This is a genomic window from Paraburkholderia sp. PAMB 6770 (assembly GCF_057748135.1).
On sequence record NZ_CM173238.1, the window covers coordinates 2539043 to 2562579 of the forward strand.

A 23537-nucleotide genomic window follows, 5' to 3' on the forward strand; every position below is an offset into this window, starting at 1 on the left:
GGCCGGGCCACAGAGCGCATCGGAATGGAGCGGAGCCACGGCGCGCCGCACGGCGCCCGATTGCGTCAGGTCGCGGTGCGGCCGGCTCCGGCCGGCGGAAATACCCGCCAGAAAGGGCGGTATTGTAGCACTTCAGCAAAAATACTCATGGCGCGCCTCGCGGCTTTCTGCTTGAGCCCGCCGATCGCCGCCCGCCGGCGGCGCGGCGCTAGCCCGGCGGCGCGACGCAGTCCGCCAGCACAGGCGGCGCGTTGGCGCCGGCCGTCTCGTCATACAGGTCCGCGCGCGGCCCCTTCGTCCACCAGACATAGCGTCCTGCCTGATAGCGCGCGCCCGACGCGGACAGCGTGTCGACGAACAGCCGCGGCTGGCCGTCCACCGGCACGAGCGCGAAGCCCTGATGGTTCGCCGCGTTCCAGTACGTCACGCGCAAGGACGTGCCGTTCGCGCACGTGTAGCGGTAGACATGCGGCACGCCCGTCCGGATGCCGGGCACCTGCAGCGACTGCGCGCTGGCCGGCGCCGCGCCGCCCAGCGAGGCGAGCGCGCCGAGCAGCGCCGCCCATTCCCTGATGCTCATCGGAAGCCTCCGGCCGTCACACGCCGCGCGCATCGCGGGCGCGCGGGAAACCCGCGGGAAGCGCCGGTCATGGGTCGATCGCATCGGCGCACGCATCGGTGGGCGCCGCCGCCACATGGCCGACGACCGGCACGATCTTCAACCCGGCCGACGCGATCCGGCACGGTGCCGCGGCAAGCCCGCAGCCGCCGAGCGCCGCGCACAGCAGCGCGAGCGCGCCGCATCGCCCCCAGCGGCGCAGCCGCGTGCCGTGATGTCTGCTCAACGCCATGTCGCCTCTCCTCGCGGTGCGGCCATGCATGTGGACGAATATGCGGCCGTGCATGTGGCCAAGGATGCGCCCGCGCATGCGCCAATCTCCGTCGCACGCACCGCTGCCGCCCGCGCGTGAACGCGGGCCCGGCATGCGTCCGGCGTCGCCCGCACGGCGCCCATGCACACGGCTAGCGGGCCGACACCGGTTGCACGGCCGCCGCGGCCCGCCTCGCGCGCTCGCGCGCCTCGTCGGTGTCGCGGCCGGTCGCCAGCGCCACGCCCATGCGCCGCTTCGCGAAGCTTTCGGGTTTGCCGAAGAGGCGCAGGTCGGCGTCGGGCACCGCGAGCGCGGCGGCGACGCCCTCGAACGCGATGCCGGCTTCGTCGAGCCCGCCGTAGATCACGGCCGACGCGCCCGGCGCGCGCAACGACGTATCGACCGGCAAGCCGAGAATCGCCCGCGCATGCAGTTCGAACTCCGACAGACGCTGCGAGCACAGGGTCACGAGCCCGGTGTCGTGCGGACGCGGGCTCACCTCCGAAAACCAGACCTCGTCGCCGCGCACGAACAGCTCGACGCCGAACAGCCCGCGCCCGCCGAGCGCCGCGGTGATCCGGCCAGCAACCTCGCGCGCGCGCTCGAGCGCGCGCGGCGACATCGGCTGCGGCTGCCAGGACTCGACATAGTCGCCCGCCACCTGAACGTGCCCGACCGGTTCGCAAAACGACGTGCGGATCTCGCCGGAGAGCGGATCGCGCGCGCGCACGGTGAGCAGCGTGATCTCGTAGTCGAACTGCACGAATCCCTCGACGATCACGCGGCCATGATTCACCCGGCCGCCGGCCATCGCGTACTGCCACGCGGGCTCGACATCCGCTTCGCTGCGCAGCACCGACTGGCCCTTGCCCGAGGACGACATCACCGGCTTCACGACGCACGGATAGCCGACCTGCGCGATGCCCGCCTTCAGCGCGTCGACGGAATCGGCAAACGCATACGGCGAGGTCGGCAAGCCGAGCGTTTCGGCGGCGAGGCGGCGGATGCCCTCGCGGTTCATCGTGAGCTGGGTCGCGCGCGCGGTGGGGATCACCTCGGCGAGGCCGTCGGCTTCGATCGCGGCCAGCGCGTCGGTGGCGATCGCCTCGATCTCCGGCACGATCAGGTGCGGACGCTCCCGCTCGACGAGCGCGCGCAGCGCCGCGCGGTCCGTCATGTCGATCACGTGCGCGCGATGCGCGACCTGATGGCCCGGCGCGTCCGGATAGCGGTCGACGGCGATCACCTCGACGCCGAGACGCTGCAGCGCGATGATCACTTCCTTGCCGAGCTCGCCCGCGCCGAGCAGCATCACGCGCGTGGCCGAGGCGGACAGCGGGGTGCCGATGCGTTGACCGATCTGCATGGGAACTCCAGAAAAATATCGGATCAGATGGAATGGCCTGACGCGCGATGTTAACATGCGCACCCTTCGCGCCGGCCGCGGCAAACCGCGCGCGTCCGCGCATGCGACGGCGCTCGCATGCGGCCGCCCGGGTGCGTTACCCTTACGCCTTCGTCTGTTCGAAGAGGATCGCCGTCATGTTCACCCCGCCTTCCGTCCGACGCATTGCGCGTCCTTGCGCCGCGCGCGTCACGCTGCCCCGCCGCTTCGCGCGCAGCGTGACGGCGGCGCTCGGCGCGGCGCTGCTCGTCGCGGCATGCGCGATGCCGACGCATCCCGACGCGAGCGCACCGCCCCCCGATCCGTTCAACCCGGCCGCCACGCAGCTGCTCGACAACACCGCGTGGCAACTGGTCGGCTGGAAGAACGCTGACGGCACGCCGCGCGCGGTGCCCGGACATGACGGCAGCGCACCGGTCACGCTCGATCTGTCGGCACAGACCGGCCGGCGCGTCGCCAGCGGCTTTGCGGGCTGCAACCGCTACACGGGTCCGTACACGCTGCAGGACGGCAAGCTCGGACTCGGCCCGCTCGCGGCCACGCGGATGGCGTGCGCCACGCCCGGCGGACAGTTCGAGCCTGCGTATCTCGACGCGCTCGCGCACATCGAGCGCAGCGGCGTGCAGATGCGCGCCCCGCAGCAACTGCTGCTGGTCCTCGACGACGGCGCCACGCTCACCTTCGCGCACGCCGCCCGATGACACGCTCCGGCCCTCCGCCGCGCGACCCGCGCGCCGTGCCCGCGGGACCGCCGGGGCCACCGGGGCCGCCGTCGTGCCGGCGCACGCGCACGCCGCTGTCGCCGCCGCGTCAGATCCACCGGTTTAAACTCGACGGGTTGCGGCCACGCGCCCCGTCATTCGTTGATGTCTAGCATGCACACGGTCGTTTTCGGCTGGTTCGGCGGATCCGCCGTCTGGTTCCTCCCTCTTCTGTGGCGCCTCGCGCGGTCCCTGCTGCCGGGCGACGCCGGCACGCGCGACGCCGGTGCGATCCGTCTGTGGCTCGGCTTCGCCGGCGTGCTGACGGCAAGCTGCACGCTGGAGGCGCTGGCCTTGCCGATGACCGGCCACGACGGGCTCGGCCGCGTGCTCGCAGGCGGCCTGACGCGGGTGCTGGGCCATCACGGCACGCCGTTCGCGATGCTGGCGCTGCTCGTTCTGGCGCTGCCCTGGCTGCTCGGCATGAGCTGGCGCTCGGTGGCCGTCTGGGCGGACGGCGCATTCGGACTCGGCTTCGGCACGGGCCGCGCGGCGGGTCGTCGCGACGACGACGCGCGCCGGCGCAGCCTCCCCGATGACGCCGCGCCGGCCTACGGTCCCACGCCGACCAATACGATGGCGCCGCGCGAGCGGGGCCGCTATGCGCGTCCGACCGTCTGGCGGCCGCCGGCCGTGAAGCGCAGCCCCTTGGGGGCCGGCGGCGAATTTCCCGCGAGCGCATCGAAAGAGGGCGGCGCGGGCTGGCAGGCGCGCGCCGCCACCTCGACGCGCGAGGCCGCAAGCCGGGCCTGGGCCCGCGCGACGAAGCACGACACCGCTGCCGGCAAACCATGGGCGCCCAGCGAACCGGTCGCGCCGCCGGGCTGGCTGCGCGACGTGGGCGCCCGGGCGCGGACCCGCAGCGTCGGCGGCGCGGCGGGCGGTTATGGCGGCGGTCATGGCGGCGGTGATGGCGGCGGTGATGGCGGCAGCAGCTTGAACAGCGCTCGCGCAGCCCACGCGCCGGCCGGGCGCGCGCCCGCACAGGCCGCGTCGCTCGCTGCGGCCGGCGCGACCGTCACGGCCACGGGGGGCGCCGGACCGAACCCGCTGCAGCCGGCCGTAGCGGCGGCGCGCGCGCGCCCTGTCAGCCTGCCTGCGTCCACGGGCAGCGGGGCCTCGCGCGGGCGCGCGGCGCTTGCGTCGGCCGGCGCGCCGGCCAGCGCCACGATGCCTGCCGCCGCGCCGACGCGCAGCGCGCGCGCGGGCGCGGCCGCGAACCTGTCGCGCGGCAACGCGGCCATCGCGGGCGCGACCGCCGTTCCGCCGCGGCCCCTGCCCGGGACGTCCCGGACGAGCCGGCTACCGGGCGGCGCGTACCTGCGCACGCCCGGCTATTCGCGGCCGATGCCGGCCACTCCGCGCGCCGAACCTCCCGCGCCCGCCGCGAGCGTGCTGGAGACCTTGCGCACGATCGAGGAGAACGCGGCCCGCTGGACGACGATCGCCGGCGCAAGCCTCGCGCGGCGCAGCAGCGCCGACGCGCCCAGGATCACGCCGGCGCCGGCCGCCTCGGGCAGCGCGGATGCGCGGACGAATGCGGCGCCGGCCGACGACGTCGTGCGCTGGCCCATCGGCGCCGAGGACAGCGCGGCGCGCATCGCTTTGCAGCCGGATGAGCACACGCGGGAAGCAATGAATGCCGCCGGTGCAACACTGCTCGTCGACGACACGCCTCCGCGCCGGGAAGACGCGCACGCAGAAGCACGGCAGCTTGCGGCCTCCGGTGCGGGTGCGGGTGCGGGTGCGGGTGCGGGTGCGGGTGCGGGTGCGGGGATCAGCGTAAGCGCCAGCACAGTCGCCAATACAGACGGATCGGATCTGCCCGCCCCCTCTACGCTTGCATTAGCAGCAGCCGGAGCCGAGTCGGCGCCGGCATTCACGTCGCCTGATCCGGTGCAGGCCGCGCCGACCCCCGCCGCGTCGGCCGAAACGCGCGCGCCAGCCCCGGCTCCGACGGCCATGACGGCCACGCCGCTCGCCGCCCGGGTCATCATCGAGCGCTCGCTCGCGCCGTGGGATCCTCAGGACAGCGAAGACAACGAAGACAGCGCAGCCCCGGCCGACGCGTTGCCGCAGCCGCACGACACGCTGCGCGTGCCCACTCCGCCGGCCACCGCGCCGCTCGGCGCCGCCGCCGGCGAAGCCGACACGGCCGGCGACGCGGATCGGCACGACACGCCCGCACCGCCGGTCTTCACGGCAGGATCGAACGTCGTTCGCTTCCCCGGTGCGTCTGCGATGGCCGGCGCGGCATCCGCGGCGGCGCGCGAATCCGGCGCCGGCGCTCGCCGCACAGCACTCGCCGGCGAGCAGGCCGAACCCCGCCTGCACGCGCCCGACGACGCCTCCGCCGCCTCCGCTGCTTCAGTTGCTTCCGCTTCCGCCGCCTCCGCTGCTTCCGCCGCCGCCACCGCAGTGAGCCCCCCCCTTACCCCCGCCGCCGCGCCCGCAGCAGCCTTGCCGCCGGCCGCCGACGACGACGCGGCGCGCCCCCCGGTGCGCGGCCACGCGCCGACCGTATTCGAATTCCACGCGCCGGCCGCCTCGCGCGTCGAACTGCCGGCGCTCGACCTGCTCGCGCGCGCCGACGCGGGCGTCGAACCGGTCTCCGAGCAGCACCTCGCCGACACGGGCCTCGTCATCGAGCAGCGGCTGCAGGAGTTCAAGGTGCCGGTGACGGTGGTCGGCGCGAGCGCCGGCCCGGTCATCACGCGCTTCGAGATCGAGCCGGCGCTCGGCGTGCGCGGCAGCCAGATCGTCGGGCTGATGAAGGACCTGTCGCGCGGCCTCGGGCTCACGTCGATCCGCGTCGTCGAGACGATTCCCGGCAAGACCTGCATGGGGCTCGAACTGCCGAATGCGCAGCGCCAGACCATCCGGCTCTCCGAGATCCTCGAGGCGGACGTCTACCAGCACTCGTCGTCGATGCTCACGCTCGCGCTCGGCAAGGACATCACCGGTCATCCGGTGGTCGCCGACCTGGCGCGCGCCCCGCACATGCTGGTCGCCGGCACCACCGGTTCGGGCAAGTCGGTGGCGATCAACGCGATGATCGTCTCGCTGCTGTGCAAGGCTACCCCCGAGGACGTGCGCCTCATCATGATCGATCCGAAGATGCTGGAGCTGTCCGTCTACGAGGGCATCCCGCATCTGCTCGCGCCGGTCGTCACCGACATGAAGCTCGCCGCCAACGCGCTCAACTGGTGTGTCGGCGAAATGGAGAAGCGCTACCGGCTGATGTCGGCGGTCGGCGTGCGCAACCTCGCGGGCTTCAACCAGAAAGTGCGCGACGCCGACGCGGCCGGCCGCAAGCTCGGCAACCCGTTCTCGCTGACGCCCGAGGCGCCCGAGCCGCTTGCCGCGCTGCCGCTCATCGTGGTCGTGATCGACGAGCTCGCGGACCTGATGATGGTGGCCGGCAAGAAGATCGAGGAGCTGATCGCGCGCCTCGCGCAGAAGGCGCGCGCGGCCGGCATCCACCTGATCCTCGCGACGCAGCGGCCGTCGGTGGACGTGATCACCGGGCTCATCAAGGCGAATATCCCGACGCGCGTGGCGTTCCAGGTGTCGTCGAAGATCGACTCGCGCACGATTCTCGACCAGATGGGCGCCGAGTCGCTGCTCGGCCAGGGCGACATGCTGTTCCTGCCGCCCGGCACCGGCTACCCGCAGCGCGTACATGGCGCGTTCGTCGCGGACGAGGAAGTGCACCGGATCGTCGAGCATCTGAAGCAGTTCGGCGAGCCGCAGTACGAAGACGGCATTCTCGACGGCCCGGCCAGCGAAGGCGCCGCGCAGGACCTGTTCGGCGACGCGCCGGATGCCGAAGCCGACCCGCTCTACGACGAGGCGGTCGCCTTCGTCGTCCGCACGCGGCGCGCGTCGATCTCGTCGGTGCAGCGCCAGTTGCGGATCGGCTACAACCGCGCGGCGCGGCTCGTCGAGCAGATGGAGACGGCCGGGCTCGTGTCGGCGATGGGCATCAACGGCAGCCGCGAAGTGCTCGCGCCCGGCGCACCCGAGTAACGCACGGCGCGCGCCGCCATGCGCGGCGGCTAGACCAGCTTGAAGTCGACCGGCGCGCCGATCTCGAAGCGCGCCGGCGCGGGATCGAGCAGGCCGGTCTCGCGGTCGCGGCGGAACACGTACGCGCAGTCGCTGCTCTGGTTGCCGACGATCAGCCACTGTCCGCCCGCATCGATCGCGAACTCGCGCGGCGCCCGCCCGAGGCTCGACTGCCGGCCGACCGGACGCACGCGGCCATCGTCCGGGTCGACCGCGAAGATCGCGATCTCGTTCGCGTCGCCGCGGTTGCTCACATAGAGAAAACGGCCGTCGGGCGACAGGTGCAGCGCCGCGCCGGCCTGCTCGCCGTCGAAGCCCGCTGCCGCGAGCGGCAGTTCCTGCAGCGGCGCGAGCGTGCCGCCGTCGTAGCGGAACACGCCGAGCGTCGCGCTCAGTTCGCTGACGAGATACGCATGCCGCCCGTGCGCCGCGAACAGCAGATGCCGCGGCCCGCTGCCGGCAGGCATGCCGATATCGGCCGGTTCGGCCGGCACGAGCACGTCGGCGCACGCAAGCGGCTGCGGCGAGCCGGCAGACGCAGCGGCCGCACCCGGTACACCCTGCGCACCCTGCGCACCCGGTACACCCGGTACACCCGGTACACCCGGTACACCCTGCACACCCTGCACACCCTGCGCATCCTGCACACCCGGCACACCCGGCGCACCCGGCGCACCCGGCGCACCCGGCGCACCCGGCGCACCCGGCACGTAACGGTACACGTCGAGCCGGTCGGCGCCGAGATCCTGCACGAACACATGACGCCCGTCCGGCGCGAACACCGCCGAATGCACGTGCGACGCCGCCTGGCGGCTTCGCACCGGCCCCTGTCCGGGCCGGCGCAGGATCTGCACCGCGGCGCCGACGGCGCCATCGGCCTGCAGCGGCAGCACCGCAAGGCTGCCGCCCGGATCGGCCGCCACCGAGTAGTTCGACACGAGCAGATACCGGCCGTCCGGCGAGAGCGCCAGATGGCACGGATCGTTGCCGCCGGACGATACCGCGTTCACGAACGCGAGTTCGCCGGTAAGGGGATCGAAACGAAACGCGCTGACGCCGCCCCGCAGCGACGCCGGCGCGTCGTCGCCGGGCAACTCGTTGACCGCGTAGACGTGGCGCCGGTCGCGGCTCGCCACGAGAAACGACGGGTTGACCGTCTTCGCGACCGACACCGGCCGCACCTCGCCGCGCGCTGCGTCGAAGCGATACACGTGGATGCCTTCGCTGCGCCCGCCGGTATAGGTGCCCACCAGCAGATGAAAAGCGCCGCCCGACGCGGGCGATGGATCGTGCGAGACCATGGAAGCGAAACCCTCTATCATCGAACCGGTGCCGCGCCGGCGCCATGCCGGCGCACGGACCGTGCGCGCCAGTATAGAAGAACCGCCGTCGCGCGCGCCCTGCGGCGCGCCTCACCTCGTGGAGCTTTCATGAACGTCACCTTCAGCCTGGGCCCGCTCGTCTCGCTGATCGCGGGAATCCTGATCCTCGTGATGCCGCGGCTGCTCAACTACATCGTCGCGCTCTACCTGATCATCATCGGCATCATCGGACTGTTCGGCATGGGTGCGTCCCACCTCTGAGCGCGCCCGCGCGGCTCAGCCGTGGGCCAGCTGTTCGAGCCGCAGGCGCCCCTGCAGCGACAGGCCGCCGACGGCATATTGACCGTCCGCCGCGCGGTAATGCCGGAAGCACGCACGCTCGATCAGAAACGCCGCCGCGGTCTGCAGCACGTTGCGCGACATGCCGAGGCCCTGCGCATCGAGCGGCAGCAGCGCGTCGCCGCTCAGTTCGCTCGCGGCGGACAGGATCGCAATGCAATCGGATTTCGACGGGTTCAGCATGGCTTTCATCCTCGAAAAAGTATCTTGCGCAAATTGCAAGCCTGCCGCGCGGCGCGGGCGCGCCGCCCAGCGAAGCCGGCCCAGTCCCGATTCTAGGCAGCCCGTTTGACAATTTCCAGGCACAGCTCGCCTGAGGCCCGCGCGCGACGCCGCTGAACCAAAAGCGTTTGCGCGGGTCCGGTAAAAACGGGCGCCTGCATCCCGGATGCCCGGCTCGCCTGCTCCGCTAACCTGCGCCAAGCTGCGCCAACCCGCCGCGCTCACGCGCCGCGCCAACCCGAATAACCATGCCCTCACTCATCGAAGACTATGCCCTCGTCGGCGACGGCCACACCGCGGCGCTGATCTCGCGCGACGGCTCGATCGACTGGCTCTGCTGGCCGCGGTTCGATTCCGGCGCGTGTTTCGCCGCGCTGCTCGGCACCGCGCAGAACGGCCGCTGGCTTCTCACCCCCGACACCGACGCGCCCCCGACCATCACGCGCCGCTATCGCGGCGACACGCTGATCCTCGAGACCGACTACGAATGCGCGCAGGGCGCGGTCACGGTGATCGATTTCATGCCGCCCGGCAACGGCTGGTCGGAGCTCGTGCGCATCGTGACCGGCCGGCGCGGCACCGTGCCGATGAAGATGGAACTGGTGCTGCGCTTCGACTACGGTTTCTCGGTGCCGTGGGTGAGCCGCCTGAAGCACGACAACGGCGTGAAGGCGATCGTCGGGCCGGACACCGCGGTCCTGCGCACGCCGGTCGAGTTGCGCGGCGAGAACATGCGCACCGTGGCGACGTTCAGCGTCGCCGAGGGCGAGCGCGTGCCGTTCGCGCTCGCGTACGCGCCGTCCCATCTGCGCGTGCCGCCGGCGCGCGATCCGTTCACGTCGCTTGCGCGCACGGAGAACCACTGGCTCGAATGGGCCGCGCGCAGCACCGTCAAAGGCAAATACGCCGCGCAGATCCGCCGCTCGCTGATCACGCTGAAGGCGCTCGCCTACGAGCCGACCGGCGGCATCGTCGCGGCGCCGACCACCTCGCTGCCCGAGCAGCTCGGCGGCACCCGCAACTGGGATTACCGCTACTGCTGGCTGCGCGACGCCACGATCACGCTGCTCGCGATGATGCGCGGCGGCTACTTCGACGAAGCGCGCGCCTGGCGCAGCTGGCTCGCGCGCGTGATGGCCGGCTCGCCGGACCAGTTGCAGATCATGTACGGCATCGCCGGCGAGCGGCGCCTGCCCGAATCGGAAATCGACTGGCTCGCGGGCTACGAGAACGCGCAGCCCGTGCGCATCGGCAACAACGCGGCGGGCCAGTTGCAGCTCGACGTGTACGGCGAGGTCATGAACGCGCTGCATCTCGCGCGGGTGGGCGGCCTGCAGGCGGACGACACCGCCTGGAACGTGCAGTGCGCCATGCTCGAACACCTCGAAAAGATCTGGCAGGAGCCGGACGAAGGCATCTGGGAAACGCGCGGCGGCCGCCAGCATTTCACGTTTTCGAAGGTCATGGCCTGGGTCGCGTTCGACCGCGCGATCAAGTCGGCCGAGACGTTTTCGCTGCCGGCGCCGCTCGATCACTGGCGCGCGCTGCGCGCGCAGATCCACGGCGAAGTCTGCGAAAAGAGCTGGAATCCGGCGCTCAACGCGTTCACCCAGGTCTACGGCGGCGACGAGCTCGATGCGAGCGTGCTGCTGCTGCCGCTGGTCGGTTTCCTGCCGCCCACCGATCCCCGCGTGATCGGCACCGTCGCCGCCACCGAGCAGTATCTGATGCACGGCGGCTTCGTCATGCGCTACCGCACCACCCACTACCACGACGGCCTGCCGCCGGGCGAAGGCACGTTCCTCGCGTGCAGCTTCTGGATGGTCGACAACCTCGCGCTGCAGGGACGCCTGCAGGAAGCGGAGGCGATGTACGAGCGGCTGCTCGCGCTCGCCAACGACCTCGGCCTGCTCGCCGAGGAATACGACCCGGCCGCGGGGCGCCTCGTCGGTAATTTCCCGCAGGCGTTTTCGCACGTCGCGCTGGTCCATACGGGCCTGAACCTGATGAAACACGAGCAGGAAATGGCCAAGGCCACCGGGCAGCCCGCACGCAACGGGACATGACGGTTCGTGACGGTTCCTGACGGCACGCAGCGCGTTTCCTTGACCCTGCGGGAACCCCGTATGGCGGCACAGCAACCTCGTCGCTACCATGAACTCATGACGTTTTAGCGGCCAGGAGGCGCTCCGTTGCTGCATTGCACAAATGGGGTTTGTCCGATATGATCAACCGTCACTCCTGGTCGATAATCAAGCGCCCGAGAAACCTGTCACGGCCGCCCGCACGCCAGCCCAAACCGTGCCCGCGCCGCCCCATGCGAAAGCCCCATACGCCGGAGCCCCGATGCTCTATCAATTTCATGAATTCCAGCGCGCGCTGCTGAGCCCGCTGACGGCCTGGGCCCAGGCCACGTCGAAGTCCTTTGCGAATCCGGCCAGCCCGTTTGCCTACGTGCCGGGCGCCACGCGCCTGTCGGCAGCTTACGAACTGCTTTACCGGCTCGGCAAGGATTACGAGAAGCCCGAGTTCAACCTCCATCAGATCGTCAAGGACGGGCACAATATTCCGATCGTCGAACAGACGATCGTCGAAAAGCCGTTTTGCCGGCTGCTGCGCTTCAAGCGCTATGCGGACGACACGGGCGCCGTCAACCAGCTGAAAGACGAGCCGGTCGTGCTGGTCTGCGCGCCGCTGTCGGGCCACCATGCAACGCTGCTGCGCGACACCGTGCGCACGCTGCTGCAGGACCACAAGGTGTACATCACCGACTGGATCGACGCACGCATGGTGCCGCTGGAGGAAGGCGAATTCACGCTGGACGACTACGTCGACTACATCCAGACCTTCATTCGCCATATCGGCGCGAAAAACCTGCACGTGATCTCGGTGTGCCAGCCCACCGTGCCGGTGCTGGCGGCCATCTCGCTGATGGCGAGCCGCGGCGAGGACACCCCGCGCACGATGACGATGATGGGCGGCCCGATCGACGCGCGCAACAGCCCCACCGCGGTGAACTCGCTCGCGACCCAGCATTCGCTCGAATGGTTCGACAACAACGTGATCCACACGGTGCCGCCGAACTATCCGGGCGTGGGCCGCAAGGTCTATCCGGGCTTCCTGCAGCACACGGGCTTCGTCGCGATGAATCCGGAGCGTCACGCGGCCTCGCACTGGGACTACTACCAGAGCCTGCTGCGCGGCGACGAGGACGACGCCGAGGCGCACCGCCGCTTCTACGACGAGTACAACGCGGTGCTCGACATGGACGCCGCGTACTACCTCGACACGATCCGCGTCGTGTTTCAGGAGTTTCGCCTTGCCGAGGGCACGTGGGTCGTCAACGGCGAGCGGGTGCGTCCGCAGGACATCCGCACGACCGCGCTGTTCACGATCGAGGGCGAGCTCGACGACATCTCGGGCGACGGCCAGACGCGCGCCGCGCAGGATCTGTGCAGCGGCATCCCGGCGCGCCACAAACGCCACTTCACCGCGGAAAAGTGCGGCCATTACGGCATTTTCTCGGGGCGTCGCTGGCGCACGATCATCTATCCGCAGTTGCGCGACTTCATCCTCGAACATAACCGCAGCGAAAAGCCGCATAAGGAAAAGGTCGAGGCGTAACGCCGCGATCGGTTGCGTGCGCATCCCGTTGCGCGCAGCAAAGAAAACGGCTCCTTGCGGGGCCGTTTTCCTTTTGCGTCCGGGGAAACCGGGGGAGGCCCGCGGCCTGCCCCTGCGAGGCTGCTAGCGGCGCAGCAGGTACGCGAGCAGCAGCGCCGTGTTCATCTGCACGATTTCGCTGCGCTCGGCCGGCGCGCTGAAGTCGCGGCCGAGCGTCGCCTCGAGCGTATAGCGGTTTGACACGATGTAGTAGCCCATGCCGGAAAGCGTCACATAGAACCGCAGCGGGTCGACGTCGGTCCGGAACAGCCCGGCGCGCTGGCCGCGTTCGAGGATGCCGCCCAGCGTCGCCACGATCGGCGAGATCATTTCGCGAATGCGGGTGGACTTCTGCATGTAGCGCGCTTCGTGCAGGTTCTCGTTGTTCACGAGCCGCAGCAGTTCCGGGTGATCGCGGTAGTAATCCCAGACGAAATGCGCGAGCCGCGTGATCGCCTCGACCGGCGCGACGCCGTTCAGGTCGAGCGAGCGCTCCGCCTCGGTGAGCGCGCCGAACGCATGCTCCAGCACCGCAGTGAACAGTTGCTCCTTGCTGCCGAAGTAGTAGTACAGCATGCGCTCGTTGGTTTCCGCCCGCCGGGCGATCTGGTCGACGCGCGCGCCGAACAGCCCACCATTGGCGAATTCCTCGGCCGCCGCGAGCAAAATGCGCCGTTTCGTGCCTTCAGGATCTCTTTTGATTTTCGGCTGATTCATGGTGGCATCATCGTGAGCCGCGTTGTCCGGGTCGCGCTACCTGCCCTGCGGATGCGCCGGCGGCGTCGAACGGGCGCGTCCTGGTCGAAAAACAGCGTTCTGCGGTCGCTGAAAAGCGATTTGATTATGGCATATGGTTTGCCAATGGCAATCGGGGAAATCGGCGATAATGCGCTCTTTCTCCGATGCCGCGCGCGCCCGCCACCCGGCACCGGCGCGCGAGCCTGTCGCCGCGCCGCGGCGGCGCGCCGGCAAGCCTCACCGTCGTGACCGTGACCGATTCGAAAACACTCGCAGACCGTATCGAAGATCTGCTGCCCCAGACCCAGTGCACGAAATGCGGCTACCCCGCATGCCGGCCCTATGCCGAGGCGGTGGCGCCTGGCACAGCGAACTACAACCAGTGCCCGCCGGGGGGCGCCGAAGGCATCGCCCGGCTCGCCGCGCTGCTCGGCAAACCGGTGATCCCGCTCGACACCACCCATGGCGTCGAGCGTCCACGCCCGCTTGCCGTCATCGACGAAAGCCTGTGCATCGGCTGTACGCTGTGCATTCAGGCCTGCCCGGTCGATGCGATCGTTGGCGCACCGAAACAGATGCACACGGTGCTCGAAGCGCTGTGCACGGGCTGCGACCTGTGCGTCGCGCCCTGCCCGGTCGACTGCATCGCGATGGTGCCAGTCACCGGCGACGCGACCGGCTGGCGCGCGTGGTCGCAGGCGCAGGCCGACGCCGCCCGCGCGCGCCACGACCAGCGCACCGCGCGGCTCGCCCGCGAGCGCGACGCCGCCGAGGCGCGCGCGGCGGCGCGCCGCGCCGCAAGCCATGCGGCAGCCGGCCACCCCGCGGCCCCCGACGCCGCGGCCGGCGCCCTCGCGTCGGCGGCGCCGTCGGCCGCCGCCGCGACGCCGGCCACGGGCGACGCCGACGCCGACGCAAAGAAGCGCGCGATCATCCAGGCCGCGCTCGAACGCGCGCGCCAGAAGAAGGAACAGATGGCCGCCCAGGGCACCCGGCCGCAAAACGTCGAGCGGCCGGACCCGCACGTACAGGCGCAAATCGACGCCGCCGACGCGCGCCGCCGGCGGCTCGGCATCCCGGCGGACGACGAGGCGGCACCGGCTGCCGACGGCGACGCGCCGAGCCCCCACCCCCGTCCCCGCTCGTCATGAACGCCACCAAACGCCGCGCGATCTTCGAAACGCTGCAAAGCCTGAATCCGCATCCGACCACCGAACTGGAGTACACGACACCGTTCGAACTGCTGATCGCGGTCATGCTGTCCGCGCAGGCCACCGACGTTTCGGTCAACAAGGCAATGCGCAAGATGTTCCCGGTCGCGAACACGCCGCAGCAGATCGTCGCACTCGGCGAAGAACGTGTGGCGGACTTCATCAGGACGATCGGGCTTTACCGGACCAAGGCGAAAAACGTCGTCGCGACCAGCCGGATACTGCTCGAACAGTATCGCGGCGAGGTGCCGGCCGAGCGCGAGGCGCTCGAAAGCCTGCCCGGGGTCGGGCGCAAGACCGCGAACGTGGTGCTGAACACCGCGTTCGGCATGCCGACCATCGCGGTCGACACGCATATCTTTCGGGTTGCGAACCGTACCGGACTCGCGCCCGGCAAGGACGTGCGCGCGGTCGAAACCGCGCTCGAAAAATTCACGCCGGCCGAATTCCGGCACGACGCGCATCACTGGCTGATCCTGCACGGCCGCTACGTGTGCAAGGCGCGGCGGCCCGAATGCTGGCATTGCGCGATCGAACCGCTGTGCGAATTCCGGCCGAAGACGCCCCCGCCGAACGACTGAGCGTCGCGCGGCCGGCATGACCGGCGCACGCGGCGTACAATGACCCGCTCGTCCATGTGCCGCGCGGGCATCGCGCGGCACGCCTCCGCGCTGCGCTCACTCCCGCTTTACACGTATCGCCTCACGATGTTCAATCCCAGCCGCGACGAAGTCCGACGCTTTTTCACCGATACCTGGCGCAAGCAGCGCGAAGGCGGCGTGCTCACGCCGCTCGAAGCCATCGCCGCGGACTGGATCGCCGCGCATCCCGAGTATCACGCGGCGCTCGCCGATACCGAAGGCGCCCCCGCGCAGGAGTACTCGCCCGAGCGCGGCCAGAGCAATCCGTTCCTGCATCTGTCGATGCATCTTGCGATCAGCGAGCAACTGTCGATCGACCAGCCGCCCGGCATTCGCGCCGCGCACGAGCGGCTCGCCGCGCGCCTCGGTTCATCGCACGACGCGCATCATGCGATCATGGAATGCCTGGGCGAGACGCTCTGGGAGGCCCAGCGCACCGGCACCCCGCCGGACACCGACGCATACCTGCAGCGCATCGAACGCCGCGCATCGCGCAACTGAAGCACGCCGCCCCCAGACGCACGACACCCCGCCGCAGCGGGGTGTCGTGCAGCAGCCGGACAGCCGGGCAAGCCGGCGCTGGCGGACCTACTTTTTCTGCACCAGCGAACCCGGCAGCGACTCGATGTAGGCGGCAATGTCCTTCATGTCGCTTTGCGACAGCGTCTGCACCTGCGCCTGCATGATCGGGTTGCTGCGGCCGAAGTTCGGGTTGCCCGTGCCCATCTGATACTGGCGCAGCGCCCAGTAGAGGTAATCGGCATGCTGGCCGGCAAGCCGCGGATACTCCGGGCTCACCGGATTGTTCAGGTTCGCGCCGTGACAGGCGGCGCAATTGTGGCTCTCGACGAGGGCCTTCCCGTTGGAGATGTCGGCCGCATACCCCACATGCGAGACCGCGAGGCCGAACAGGGCCGCGGTGGCGCAAACAGTCCGGAATACCGGGTAGCGTGCCTGCTGGGGCTTCTTCATGAATTCTCCTCACCCGCGAATGTGATCGGCCGGTCGGCTGGATGGGTCGGCGCGAGCCGGTTATTTGTCGGGATTGTCCGGCGAAGAAGCTGTCTGCGCCGCGTAATACGCCGCGATGTCGGCAATGTCCTGATCGGAGAGCGACGCGGCGATGGCGTGCATGGTCTGGAAGTGACGGTCGCCCTTCTTATACTCGCGCAGCGCGTTTTCGAGGTAGGCCTGGTTCTGGCCGCCGAGCATCGGTACCCGGTAGACCTCCGGGTAGGCGGTACGGTAATCGTCGATGCCGTGACAGCCGATACACGTGGCGACCTTCCCGCGCCCCGCGATGGGATTGCCGACGACGTCGGCCGCCTGCGCACAGACCGCGTAGCCCGCCCACACCGACAGCGCTGCGATTACCGCGTACTTGCCGACGAATTTATTCATAGCATGTCACCTGGCTTGAGGGGAAACGCACCCGCCGACGCGACGGTCTACTCCATCTTGTTCTTCTAGGCTCGCCACACAGTCTGAAAAAATTCGACCTGATTGTAACGCGACGCCGCGCGGGGCGTCCACCGAGGGCAAGCCCGTGTTTACGGCGTCGACGCAGGCACGAGCGCGCGCTGGCACACCTGCGCGAACGGCCGCGGCGCCACGGCGCCACGGGACGGCCACGCGTCCGCCATGCGCGACGCATTGCCCGGCGTCCGCGCCGGTCCACACCCTTCAGCGCACTTCAGCACCATTCAACACCGCCCCCGGCCATTTGCGCTTGCCCCGGCCGCACGCCCGTCGCCGAGGCCGCCGATATGTCCGCCGCTCCCCCCTCGCCGCGCGCCCGGCTCGCCGTGCACGCGTGCAGCCAGCGTGATCGGCACGGTCCCGGCACCCGATGCCGCGCGCGCCCCGCGCCAGCCGGATTCGGCCCGACAGGGCTTCTGACTTATACTGGAATTTTTCTCTCAAAAGAGCGCTCGTCATGCGTTTCGAAGGCTCACAGCACTACGTCGCCACCGACGACCTGAAACTCGCGGTCAATGCCGCCATGACGCTGCAGCGTCCGCTGCTGATCAAGGGCGAACCGGGCACCGGCAAGACCATGCTGGCCGAGGAGGTCGCCGCGGCGCTCGGCATGCCGTTGCTGCAGTGGCACATCAAGTCCACCACGAAAGCGCAACAGGGCCTCTACGAATATGACGCCGTGTCGCGGCTGCGCGACTCGCAGCTCGGCGATGCGCGCGTACAGGACATCCGCAACTACATCGTGAAGGGCGTGCTGTGGCAGGCCTTCGACGCGGAAGAGCCCACCGTGCTGCTGATCGACGAGATCGACAAGGCCGACATCGAATTTCCGAACGATCTGCTGCGCGAGCTCGACCGCATGGAGTTCCACGTGTACGAGACGCGCGAACTCGTGCGCGCGCGGCACCGGCCGCTCGTCATCATCACGTCGAACAACGAGAAGGAGTTGCCGGATGCGTTCCTGCGGCGCTGCTTTTTCCACTACATCCGCTTCCCCGATCCGGAGACGATGCAGCGCATCGTCGAGGTGCACTATCCGGGCATCCGGCGCGAACTGCTGAGCGCGGCGCTCGCGAGCTTCTTCGAGCTGCGCAACGTGTCCGGGCTCAAGAAGAAGCCGTCGACGAGCGAACTGCTCGACTGGCTCAAGCTGCTGCTCGCCGAAGAGATTCCGCCCGAGGCGCTGCGCTCGCAGGACGAGCGGCAGATCGTGCCGCCGCTGCACGGCGCGCTGCTGAAAAACGAGCAGGACGTGAGCCTGTTCGAGCGGCTCATCTTCATGAACCGCAACCACCGCTGATGTCGCGCCGAACCGGCCGCGGCGCGGCCGCGCGAGAGGACTGGGCATGCTGATCGACTTCTTTTACGCGTTGCGCGCGGCAAAGCTGCCGGTGTCGGTCAAGGAGTACCTGACGCTGCTCGAAGCGCTGAAGGCGCAGGTGATCCCGCCGTCGCTCGACGCGTTCTACTATCTCGCCCGCCTCACGCTGGTGAAGGACGAGCAATACTTCGACCGCTTCGACCAGGCGTTCGGCGCGTACTTCAACGGCATCGCGCACGCGGCCGACGCGATCCCCGACGTGCCCCCCGACTGGCTGAAGAGAAAACTCGGGCGCGAATTCACGCCGGAAGAAAAGGCGCAGATCGAGGCGCTCGGCGGCCTCGACAAGCTGATGGCGCGCCTGAAGGAACTGTTCGACGAACAGAAGGCGCGCCACGAAGGCGGCAACAAGTGGATCGGCACCGGCGGCACCTCGCCGTTCGGCAACGGCGGCTACAACCCGGAGGGCATGCGCATCGGCGGCGAGTCGGCGGGTCATCGCACGGGCGTGAAGGTCTGGGAGGCGCGCGCGTACCGCGACTACGACGACCAGGTCGAGATCGGCACGCGCAATCTGAAAGTCGCGCTGCGGCGTCTGCGCCGCTTCGCGCGCGAGGGTGCGGCCGAGGAGCTCGACCTGCCGGACACGATCCGCAGCACCGCCGCGAATGCGGGCTGGCTCGACCTGAAGATGGTGCCCGAGCGGCACAACACCGTGAAGGTGCTGATGCTGCTCGACGTCGGCGGCTCGATGGACGACCACATCAAGCGCACCGAGGAACTGTTCTCCGCGGCCAAAGTCGAGTTCAAGCACCTCGAGTTCTACTACTTTCACAACTGCGTCTACGACTTCCTGTGGAAGCACAACCGGCGCCGCCACGCGGAACGCACACCCACATGGGACGTGCTGCACCGCTTCACGCCCGACTACAAGCTGATCTTCGTCGGCGATGCGACGATGAGCCCGTACGAGGTGCTGCAGCCCGGCGGGTCGGTCGAATACAACAACCCGGAAGCGGGCGCGGTCTGGCTGCGCCGCCTCGCGGACCACTTCCCGCACCATGCGTGGCTGAACCCCGAGCCCGAAGGGCTATGGGAATACCGGCAATCGATCTCGGTGATCCGCGAAGTGCTCGCGCACCGGATGTATCCTCTCACGCTGGCCGGTCTCGAAGCCGCGATGCGCACGCTGAGCAAGTAAGCGCGCGCCGCCGCAGAAACCGGTCCTCCACCCCGTCCACCCCGTCCATCCCGTCTATCGTCGCCCGTCACGCCGCATGAGTCCGATTCCCTCACCCGAGCTGTCCGCCTCCCCTGCCCGCCCCGCGCGTTTGCGGCCGTTTGCCGATACGTCGCTGTCGGCGCTGGTCGCCGGTTTCGTCGCGATGATGACCGGCTACACCAGTTCGCTCGTGCTGATGTTCCAGGCCGGCGAGGCCGCGCACCTGTCGGCCGCGCAGATTTCGTCGTGGATCTGGGCGCTGTCGATCGGCATGGCGCTATGCACGATCGGCCTGTCGCTGCGGTTTCGCGCGCCGGTCGTGATCGCGTGGTCGACGCCGGGCGCCGCGCTGCTGATCGCATCGCTGCCGCATGTGGCCTATTCGCAGGCAATCGGCGCGTATCTGGTGTGCGCGCTGCTGCTCACCGCGGTCGGCCTGACCGGCTGGTTCGACGCGCTGATGAGGCGCATCCCGGCCGGCATCGCGGCCGCGCTGCTCGCGGGTATCCTGTTCGAGATCGGCATCGCGATCTTCCATGCGGCACAGGTCCAGACGCCGCTCGTGCTGGCGATGTTCGGCGTCTATCTGGTCGTCAAGCGCGTCGCGCCGCGCTATGCGATCGTCACGACGCTCGTGGCGGGCACCGCCGTTGCCGGTAGTCTCGGGCTGCTCGACTTCAGCCGCTTTCACGTGGCGCTCGCCCACCCGGTGCTGACGATGCCGGCGTTCTCGCTCGCGGCCACCGTCAGCATCGGCATCCCGCTGTTCGTCGTCGCGATGGCGTCGCAGAACGTGCCGGGCATCGCCGTGCTGCGCGCGGACGGCTACACGACGCCGTCCTCGCCGCTCATCGCGACGACCGGCATTGCGTCGCTGCTGCTCGCCCCGTTCGGCTCGCACGGGGTCAATCTCGCGGCGATCACCGCCGCCATCTGCACCGGCCCGGAAGCGCACGAGGATCGTCACAAGCGCTATACGGCCGCGCTCTGGTGCGGGGTGTTCTATCTGATCGCGGGGGTGTTCGGCGCGACCATCGCCGCGCTGTTCGCGTCGCTGCCGAATGCGCTGATCGTCTCGGTCGCGGCGCTCGCGCTGTTCGGCTCGATCATGAGCGGTCTCACGAATGCGATGCAGGACGCGCGGCAGCGCGAAGCAGCGCTCGTCACGTTCATGGTGACCGCTTCCGGACTCACGCTGCTGTCGATCGGCTCGGCGTTCTGGGGCCTCGTCGCCGGCGTGCTGACCCAGTTCGTGCTGACCGCGCGGCGCGCGTGAGCGCGGCGGAGCGCCGCCCGGCCGCTTCGCAACGCGCGTGCCTGAACGCGGCGGCACGCGCGGATGTCAAAAACGCATCACCCGATCCGCCATAAAATAGCGGTATCGAGCGGCATTCTGAGGCAACATGGCGACGAATGCCGCGGCTCGAAAGGCCGCAGCCGGTTCTGCGCATCGCGCGCGCCGGCCGTTGCGGCAACTTCCACTTCTGGACCATTGCGCCTGTGCGCCAGGAAGGCCTGATATGACTACCGCACTCGACCAACTGAAGCAATTCACGACCGTCGTCGCCGATACCGGCGATTTCCAGCAGCTCGCACAGTACAAGCCGCAGGACGCGACCACGAATCCGTCGCTGATCCTGAAGGCCGTGCAGAAAGCCGACTATCGGCCGCTGCTCGAAAAAACCGTGCGCGACCACGCGTCGAAGCCGGTCGGCGAGATCATCGATCACCTGCTGATCGCCTTCGGCACCGAAATCCTCAAGATCATCCCGGGCCGCGTGTCGACCGAGGTCGATGCGCGCCTGTCGTTCGACATCAAGGGGTCCATCGACAAGGGCCGCGAGCTGATCAAGCTGTACGAAGCAGCCGGCATTGCGCGCGAGCGCGTGCTGATCAAGCTCGCGTCCACGTGGGAAGGCATCCGCGCGGCCGAAACGCTGCAGAAGGAAGGCATCCGCTGCAACATGACGCTGCTGTTCTCGCTCGCGCAGGCCGCCGCCTGCGCCGAGGCGGGGGCGCAGCTGATCTCGCCGTTCGTCGGCCGCATCTACGACTGGTACAAGAAGAATGCGGGCAGCGCGTGGGACGAGGCGCGGGACGGCGGCGCGAACGATCCGGGCGTGCAGTCGGTGCGCCGCATCTACGCGTACTACAAGAAGTTCGGCTATCCGACCGAAGTGATGGGCGCGAGCTTCCGCACGACCAGCCAGATTCTCGAACTCGCCGGCTGCGATCTGTTGACGATCAGCCCCGATCTGCTGCAGAAACTGCAGGACAGCACCGCGAACGTCGAGCGCAAGCTTTCGCCGCGGATGGACGCGGGCGGCGCGATCGAGCGCGTGCCGGTCGACGAATCGTCGTTCCGCTTCCTCGTCAACGACGAGGCGATGGCCACCGAGAAGCTCGCCGAAGGCATCCGCGCATTTGCGGCGGACGCCGTGAAGCTGGAACAGCTGATCGACGGCCTGCGCCAGGGCTGATCGGACACATCCGGGCGGCGCTCGCCGCCCATCGCGCACGCCCCGCCAGGCGATTACAATCGTCTGCCGGGGCGTCGTGCCATCCGCGCGGGATCCGCCGCGCGCGAACCCGGCGTACCGCTTTTACCGGGAGCCGCTCATGCAGATCCATCCCTACGTGTTTTTCGACGGCCGTTGCGACGAGGCGCTGCGCTTCTACACGGAGAAGCTCGGGGCGCAAGTGCTGATGCGCATGCAGTACAAGGACGCGCCGCCTGAAGCGCAACGCACCGCCGACCCGAAAGTCGCGGAGCAGATCATCCACGCGTCGCTGCAGATCGGCACGTCGATCCTGATGTGCTCGGACGACTGCATGAACCCGGGTGTCACGCACAGCGGCTTTAGCCTGTCGCTGCACGCGGACAGCCTCGCCGACGGCGAGCGCCTGTTCAACGCGCTCGCCGAGGGCGGCAACGTGTTCATGCCGTGGCAGCCGACGTTCTGGTCGAAGGGCTTCGGCATGGTCACGGACCGCTTCGGCATCCGCTGGATGGTCACGCTCGCCGAAGGCGTCTGACGCAGCCGGCGGCGGGCGGCGTCTGTTGTGCGCGCATCCGTTGTGCGCGCATCCGTTGTTCCTGCAACCACTGCCTGCTGCCGCCTATTGCGGCCGCTTCGCCGCGGCCATCGGCGGCCCGTGCCGTTCGATGTTCCAGTTCGGTTCGATGTCGAGCAGCAGCGCGCGCAGCCCGTCGACCTGCTCGACCACACGCTGCGCGAGCCAGAACGGGCCTTGCAGCGGTGCGGCCGGCAGCGCGGCGCCCTCGTCGGCGGGCGGGGCGCTCCCGTCGGCGGGCGGCGGCGCGAGAAACCGCGCCGCGCCGCCAAAGCGCAAGCCGCGCGCCATATCCAGCAGCATCGCGCGCACCGCGCGCGCATCGCCGCGGCATTGCTGCGCGAACGCGGCGCGCGCCGCGGCATCGGCGTGCCCCAGCCCGCCGCTCGCGAGCAATTCGATCGTGCTCAGCAGCGAGCGGTGCAGCCGCTGGATCGCTTCGAGCTGCGCCTGCGGCACGTCGATCTCCTTCGCGACCGACGGCATCAGCGAGCGCAGCTGCACGAGCCGCCCGCCCAGCGCGAGGAAGGTGTTGAGCGGCTCATCGGCAGGAAACGGCATGCCGCCGACGAGACGCGTATAGACACGCGCGCATCCGCGCAGATTGTCCGCGAGCAGATAGCGCCACGAGTAGGTCGCGTGCAGCGGCAGCGCGAACGAAAACGCGAGCGCGATGACAATGCCGATCAGCACGTTCAGCGTGCGCCAGAGGCCCGTATCGATCAGGTTGTCGCCGTGGCCCGCGACGATCAGCATCGTGATCGCCGTCAGCAGGCCGATATAGCCGCCTTTGCCGATCGCATACCACGCGCAGACGGCGGCGGCCGCCGACATCAGCACGTAGGTGAGCCATAGCGAGCCGACCAGGCTCTGCTGCAGCAGCAGCACAAGACCGATCGATGCGCCGAGCAGCGTGCCCGCGGCCCGCTCGGTCGCCTTCTTGCGGATGTTGCCGTGATGCTGTAGGCCGCCGATCACGACCAGCAGCGTCACCGACGCCCAGATTCCGTGCGGAATGTGGATGCCGGTGGTGGCGAGAATCGACACCATCATCGCCAGCCCGACGCGCAGGCTGTGGAACACCTTCGCATGGCGATAGCGGTAGTACGGCGACGTGAACGCGCGCACTACCCGGCCCGCGAGCGAGCGGCGCACGACGATACGGGGAGAATCGGCAGAGGTCATGTTCGCGCACACC

General features: G+C 69.5%; 22 protein-coding genes. 13 read left to right on the top strand and 9 right to left on the bottom strand.

Features of this window, described 5'->3' with window-relative positions:
- Positions 1–208: 208 nt before the first annotated feature.
- From AC3AP7_RS11465 to purT, 3 genes are all read right to left on the bottom strand, one after another.
- On the bottom strand, positions 209–580 hold the full coding sequence (locus tag AC3AP7_RS11465) for an MliC family protein (protein ID WP_475762947.1): 372 nt from the start codon (positions 578–580) through the stop codon (positions 209–211).
- Between the two features lie 67 nt (positions 581–647).
- Positions 648–851, bottom strand: coding sequence for a DUF6726 family protein (locus AC3AP7_RS11470; protein WP_475762945.1), 204 nt, complete (start codon positions 849–851; stop codon positions 648–650).
- Between the two features lie 172 nt (positions 852–1023).
- Entirely contained in the window at positions 1024–2238 is a 1215-nt protein-coding gene (gene purT, locus AC3AP7_RS11475) for a formate-dependent phosphoribosylglycinamide formyltransferase (RefSeq protein ID WP_475762942.1), read from the bottom strand.
- 176 nt (positions 2239–2414) lie between these two features.
- Between purT and AC3AP7_RS11480 the strand changes: the two genes are divergently transcribed.
- Together AC3AP7_RS11480 and AC3AP7_RS11485 are read left to right on the top strand one after the other, a co-directional pair.
- Positions 2415–2978: an META domain-containing protein gene (locus AC3AP7_RS11480; RefSeq protein ID WP_475762940.1), complete on the top strand. Its 564-nt coding sequence runs from the start codon at positions 2415–2417 to the stop codon at positions 2976–2978.
- Positions 2979–3152: 174 nt separating this feature from the next.
- Positions 3153–7067: an FtsK/SpoIIIE family DNA translocase gene (locus tag AC3AP7_RS11485; RefSeq protein WP_475762939.1), complete on the top strand. Its 3915-nt coding sequence runs from the start codon at positions 3153–3155 to the stop codon at positions 7065–7067.
- Positions 7068–7096: 29 nt separating this feature from the next.
- On the opposite strand, the gene AC3AP7_RS11490 is transcribed toward AC3AP7_RS11485, so the two are convergent.
- A complete protein-coding gene (locus AC3AP7_RS11490) occupies positions 7097–8407 on the bottom strand; it encodes a lactonase family protein (RefSeq protein WP_475762936.1) in 1311 nt (436 codons plus the stop codon).
- 129 nt (positions 8408–8536) lie between these two features.
- Here AC3AP7_RS11490 and AC3AP7_RS11495 point away from each other — a divergent pair, with 129 nt between their 5' ends.
- Positions 8537–8689 carry a DUF3096 domain-containing protein gene (locus tag AC3AP7_RS11495; protein ID WP_475762934.1) on the top strand — a complete coding sequence of 51 codons (153 nt, stop codon included), beginning with the start codon at positions 8537–8539 and terminating at the stop codon, positions 8687–8689.
- Positions 8690–8704: 15 nt separating this feature from the next.
- On the opposite strand, the gene AC3AP7_RS11500 is transcribed toward AC3AP7_RS11495, so the two are convergent.
- Positions 8705–8950, bottom strand: coding sequence for a hypothetical protein (locus AC3AP7_RS11500; protein ID WP_475762932.1), 246 nt, complete (start codon positions 8948–8950; stop codon positions 8705–8707).
- Between the two features lie 287 nt (positions 8951–9237).
- Here AC3AP7_RS11500 and AC3AP7_RS11505 point away from each other — a divergent pair, with 287 nt between their 5' ends.
- Together AC3AP7_RS11505 and AC3AP7_RS11510 are read left to right on the top strand one after the other, a co-directional pair.
- Complete coding sequence (locus AC3AP7_RS11505; RefSeq protein WP_475762930.1) at positions 9238–11055, top strand: glycoside hydrolase family 15 protein; 1818 nt, start codon at positions 9238–9240, stop codon at positions 11053–11055.
- A 280-nt stretch (positions 11056–11335) separates the two neighbouring features.
- The gene (locus AC3AP7_RS11510) at positions 11336–12613 is read left to right on the top strand and encodes a polyhydroxyalkanoate depolymerase (protein ID WP_475762928.1); all 1278 of its coding nucleotides are present in this window, start codon (positions 11336–11338) and stop codon (positions 12611–12613) included.
- A 123-nt stretch (positions 12614–12736) separates the two neighbouring features.
- Here the strand turns inward: AC3AP7_RS11510 and AC3AP7_RS11515 are convergent, their stop codons facing one another.
- A complete protein-coding gene (locus AC3AP7_RS11515) occupies positions 12737–13369 on the bottom strand; it encodes a TetR/AcrR family transcriptional regulator (RefSeq protein WP_475762926.1) in 633 nt (210 codons plus the stop codon).
- A gap of 266 nt (positions 13370–13635) precedes the next feature.
- On the opposite strand from AC3AP7_RS11515, the gene rsxB reads away from it, so the two are divergent.
- From rsxB to AC3AP7_RS11530, 3 genes are all read left to right on the top strand, one after another.
- On the top strand, positions 13636–14541 hold the full coding sequence (gene rsxB, locus AC3AP7_RS11520; protein ID WP_475767965.1) for an electron transport complex subunit RsxB: 906 nt from the start codon (positions 13636–13638) through the stop codon (positions 14539–14541).
- Positions 14538–15182: an endonuclease III gene (gene nth, locus AC3AP7_RS11525; protein WP_475762924.1), complete on the top strand. Its 645-nt coding sequence runs from the start codon at positions 14538–14540 to the stop codon at positions 15180–15182. Before rsxB ends, nth begins: the two co-directional genes overlap by 4 nt.
- A 126-nt stretch (positions 15183–15308) precedes the next feature.
- Positions 15309–15743: a DUF1841 family protein gene (locus AC3AP7_RS11530; RefSeq protein WP_475767964.1), complete on the top strand. Its 435-nt coding sequence runs from the start codon at positions 15309–15311 to the stop codon at positions 15741–15743.
- 87 nt (positions 15744–15830) lie between these two features.
- Here the strand turns inward: AC3AP7_RS11530 and AC3AP7_RS11535 are convergent, their stop codons facing one another.
- On the bottom strand, positions 15831–16214 hold the full coding sequence (locus AC3AP7_RS11535) for a c-type cytochrome (protein ID WP_475762922.1): 384 nt from the start codon (positions 16212–16214) through the stop codon (positions 15831–15833).
- A 60-nt stretch (positions 16215–16274) separates the two neighbouring features.
- Positions 16275–16643, bottom strand: a complete 369-nt coding sequence (locus tag AC3AP7_RS11540) for a c-type cytochrome (protein ID WP_475762919.1) — start codon at positions 16641–16643, stop codon at positions 16275–16277.
- Between the two features lie 535 nt (positions 16644–17178).
- Between AC3AP7_RS11540 and AC3AP7_RS11545 the strand changes: the two genes are divergently transcribed.
- From AC3AP7_RS11545 to AC3AP7_RS11565, 5 genes are all read left to right on the top strand, one after another.
- A complete protein-coding gene (locus tag AC3AP7_RS11545) occupies positions 17179–18021 on the top strand; it encodes an AAA family ATPase (RefSeq protein WP_475762917.1) in 843 nt (280 codons plus the stop codon).
- 46 nt (positions 18022–18067) lie between these two features.
- Positions 18068–19243, top strand: a complete 1176-nt coding sequence (locus tag AC3AP7_RS11550) for a vWA domain-containing protein (RefSeq protein ID WP_475762915.1) — start codon at positions 18068–18070, stop codon at positions 19241–19243.
- 76 nt (positions 19244–19319) lie between these two features.
- Positions 19320–20540, top strand: coding sequence for a benzoate/H(+) symporter BenE family transporter (locus AC3AP7_RS11555; RefSeq protein ID WP_475762913.1), 1221 nt, complete (start codon positions 19320–19322; stop codon positions 20538–20540).
- A 244-nt stretch (positions 20541–20784) separates the two neighbouring features.
- Positions 20785–21744 carry a transaldolase gene (gene tal, locus AC3AP7_RS11560; RefSeq protein WP_475762910.1) on the top strand — a complete coding sequence of 320 codons (960 nt, stop codon included), beginning with the start codon at positions 20785–20787 and terminating at the stop codon, positions 21742–21744.
- Between the two features lie 139 nt (positions 21745–21883).
- The gene (locus AC3AP7_RS11565; protein ID WP_475762908.1) at positions 21884–22300 is read left to right on the top strand and encodes a VOC family protein; all 417 of its coding nucleotides are present in this window, start codon (positions 21884–21886) and stop codon (positions 22298–22300) included.
- 84 nt (positions 22301–22384) lie between these two features.
- Here AC3AP7_RS11565 and AC3AP7_RS11570 read toward each other — a convergent pair whose 3' ends face one another.
- Positions 22385–23524, bottom strand: a complete 1140-nt coding sequence (locus AC3AP7_RS11570) for an FUSC family protein (RefSeq protein WP_475762906.1) — start codon at positions 23522–23524, stop codon at positions 22385–22387.
- Positions 23525–23537: the final 13 nt, after the last annotated feature.